This is a genomic window from Protofrankia sp. Cr1 (genome assembly GCF_963555865.1).
Lineage (GTDB): Bacteria > Actinomycetota > Actinomycetes > Frankiales > Frankiaceae > Protofrankia.
The window spans coordinates 1551-4675 of the sequence record NZ_CAUVXO010000152.1 but is presented as its reverse complement, the minus strand read 5'-3'; the positions used below and the strand labels follow the sequence as shown (position 1 = coordinate 4675).

Below are 3125 nucleotides of genomic sequence, written 5' to 3'. Positions count from 1 at the left end.
CCGATGGCCAGCACCCGGTCCGGCTCGTTCGGCCGGACCTCGATGACGACCGCGTCGATTTCGTGTTCGCGGGCCGGGCACGCGGTGTCCGGACACCGTAGGATCGCAGGTTGGACGCGGCTCGCCCGTCCCCCGAGGGTTTCCACACAGGCGTAGGCCAACGACCAGGTGCGGGCGATGTCCTCGAAGTGCGGTCCGTAGATACGGGCGGACACAGTGTCTGCGAGTTCGGCCCAGACCTCGGCGCCGCGGCGCAGTGACAGGCGGGTCTCCTCGGGTCGGATCACCAGCTGGTGCAGGCGCAGCACCGGTTCGGCGAGGGTGAAGCTCGTTCGGCGGGCATGGAAGGCGTCCTGGTGGCCGGTGACCAGATGCGCGTCGGTGAGCACGGTCAGGGCGTGGTGGATGCCACCGGTGTCCCGGCCGAGTTCGTTCGCGATCTCTCCGCGTCGGGTGCGGCCGCGGGCGATGGCGGCGAGCACGGCGTAGTAGGGCGCCGGGTTGGTGAGACCGGCTTCCTCGGCGAGCAGCACCCGGCCTTCGCGGAACATCGCCCCGGCGGGGTTGAGTAGGCGGCGCACCACCCACGGGTCGACGTCGCCGGCGTCCTCGGGCGCGTCCCGGGCACAGAAGTCCCGGTAGGCCGGGGTGCCGCCGACGAGAGCGTGGACGCGCAGAGCAACGTCCGGCTGCTCGGTCAGGCCCCACAGGCCGGCGGCGTCGCGGAAGTCGAACGGGTGGAGCATGAGCTCGGTGATGGCCCGGCCGCGCAGTGGGGCGGATGCGGCGAGTAGCCCCCGCATGAGAGTCAGGGCGCTTCCGCACAGGATCAGTCGGGTGCGGGAGTGTTGACGGGCCGGCCCGCGTGGGCTGAGCGCGTTCTGGATCAGCGATGGGATGGCGCTGTTCTGGGCGACGAGGTAGGGGAACTCGTCGAGCACGACGGGGAGCGGGGTGTCGCGCTGTTCGCCCAGCCGGAACAGCGCGTCGACCGCCTGTCCCCAGTCGGTGAAGGCCACCGGGTAGGGGGAGCCGGTGAACCGGGTGAAGGCGGCGGCCAGATCGGCGAGGTTCTGGGCGTCGGACTGCTCGACGCCGGTGACCATGAACCCGCCGACTGCTTCACAGAGTAGTTCGAGGAGGAGGGTCTTGCCCTGCCGGCGCCGTCCGTAGACGAGTGCGAGGGTCGCGCCCGGCGTCGGGTCGCCGGCGAACGCGGTGAGCTCGAACCACTCGGCGTCGCGGCCGAACAACTCGGGTGGCTTGGCAGGCATGATTTCCTCCAGAGACCCTTGGTCAGCTAAGGATCGCTGACTTATCATAAGTCAGCGATCCTTAACTACCACATCGCTGGCTGCCCGTTCGGGCCGGGTTGTGTGCCCGGCGGACGGCGCTGACGGACGTTGGCGCGACGGTGGCCGCAGGCCACGCTTGATCCGGACCCTTCCCAGGCGAGGAGAGCGCGTCATGCCGAACTACCGGTCGCCCGGTGTGTATGTCGAGGAGGTCGAGGCCGGGGCACGCCCGATCGAGGGGGTGGGAACGGCGATCGCCGCGTTCGTCGGCTTCACCGCCCGCGGCCCCCGCAACGAGCCTGTCCGGCTTGCCAACTGGGGCCAGTTCACCCGCGTGTTCGGTGACTTCGTTCCTGGCGCCTACCTGCCGCTGTCGGTGTTCCACTACTTCAACAACGGTGGCGGTGCCTGCTACGTGGTCAGCGTCGGCTCCGGCGCTGCCGATCCGGCGGGTGTGCCGGTGGCCGAACTCACCAGTGCCACCCGGCCAGGTGTGATCACCTACCGGGTCGAGGCGGCCGACCCCGGCACACACGCGAATCTTGCGGTCGAGGTGACCTCCGCCGAGCGGGCGGCCGGGGACGGCTCGTCGACGGCGGCTGGCGCGGCGGGTGGCGCAGCAGGTGGTGAACCGGCTGCCGAGCCGGAGGCGCCCGGCGGCACGTTCACCGTGCTGGTCAAGCAGGACGGCCGGCCGGTGGAGAGCTTCGAGAACCTCACCGCACGACGCGGCCGGCGCAATGTCACGACCATCGTGAACGAACAGTCCCGGTTTGTTCGGGTGCGGGAGGTCGACGGTGTACCCGTGGCCGACCGGGTGCCGGTTGTTGGTGAGGTCGTACTACGCGCGGCCGAGCCGGCGGCGACGCCGAGCGCCGGCTCGGAGGACTACGTCGGCGATGTCAGCGCCCGCACGGGTCTGGGTGGCCTCACCGCATGTGACGACGTCACCATCGTGGCGGCGCCAGACCTGATGTTCTGTTACGAGCAGGGCCAACTTGACCTGAACACCGTCCAGGCGGTCCAGCAGGCCATGATCGACCACTGTGAAAACATGGCCGATCGGATGGCGATCCTCGACCCGCCGCCCGGTTTCAACGCCCAGCAGATCAGGGACTGGGTGCGGGAGAAAGCCCGATACGACTCGAAGTTCGCCACCATCTACTGGCCGTGGGTAGCAGTTTTCGACCCGGTGGAGGGCCGTAACCGGTTCATTCCTCCGAGCGGCTCGGTCGCGGGTATCTGGGGGCGCAGTGACGACAGCCGGGGCGTGCACAAGGCGCCCGCGAACGAGATCGTCCGTGGCGCGCTCGATCTGGAATCGAACATCACCCGGGCCGAGCACGACGCACTGAACCCGGCCGGCATCAACGTCATCCGAGCTTTCTCGGGCCGCGGTATCAGGGTCTGGGGAGCCCGTACCCTGTCCTCGGACCCGGCCTGGCGTTATGTCAACGTCCGCCGCCTTTTCAACTACCTTGAGGCGTCGATTCTCGGTGGCACCCAGTGGGCGGTCTTCGAACCGAACGACCTGGAGCTCTGGCAGCGACTGCGGCGCACTGTGGGGTCGTTCCTGCTGCGGATGTGGCGCGACGGCGCACTGTTCGGAGCAACCGCGGACCAGGCCTTCTACGTGAAATGCGACGAGGAGACCAACCCGCCGGAGGTCGTCGACGCCGGGCAGGTCGTCATCGAGATCGGGGTGGCCCCGGTCAAGCCCGCTGAGTTCGTCGTGTTCCGCATCGCCCAGCTGAGCGGTGGCGGCGGCGCCGACGAATAGCCGGTCGACGAATAGCCGGTCGACGAAATCAGGATAATGCTCCAGCAGGA

The 3125-nt window shown here is 68.9% G+C and carries 2 protein-coding genes; one reads left to right on the top strand and one right to left on the bottom strand.

Features of this window, described 5'->3' with window-relative positions; all coding sequences use genetic code 11:
- The coding region (locus U9980_RS13745) for an ATP-binding protein (protein WP_322768268.1) at positions 1 to 1274 on the bottom strand (1274 nt) is incomplete at its 3' end.
- 193 nt (positions 1275 to 1467) lie between these two features.
- Here U9980_RS13745 and U9980_RS13740 point away from each other — a divergent pair.
- Positions 1468 to 3075 (top strand): phage tail sheath family protein, encoded by a 1608-nt coding sequence (locus U9980_RS13740; RefSeq protein WP_322768267.1) that lies wholly within the window; start codon positions 1468 to 1470, stop codon positions 3073 to 3075.
- The last annotated feature ends 50 nt before the right edge of the window (positions 3076 to 3125 follow it).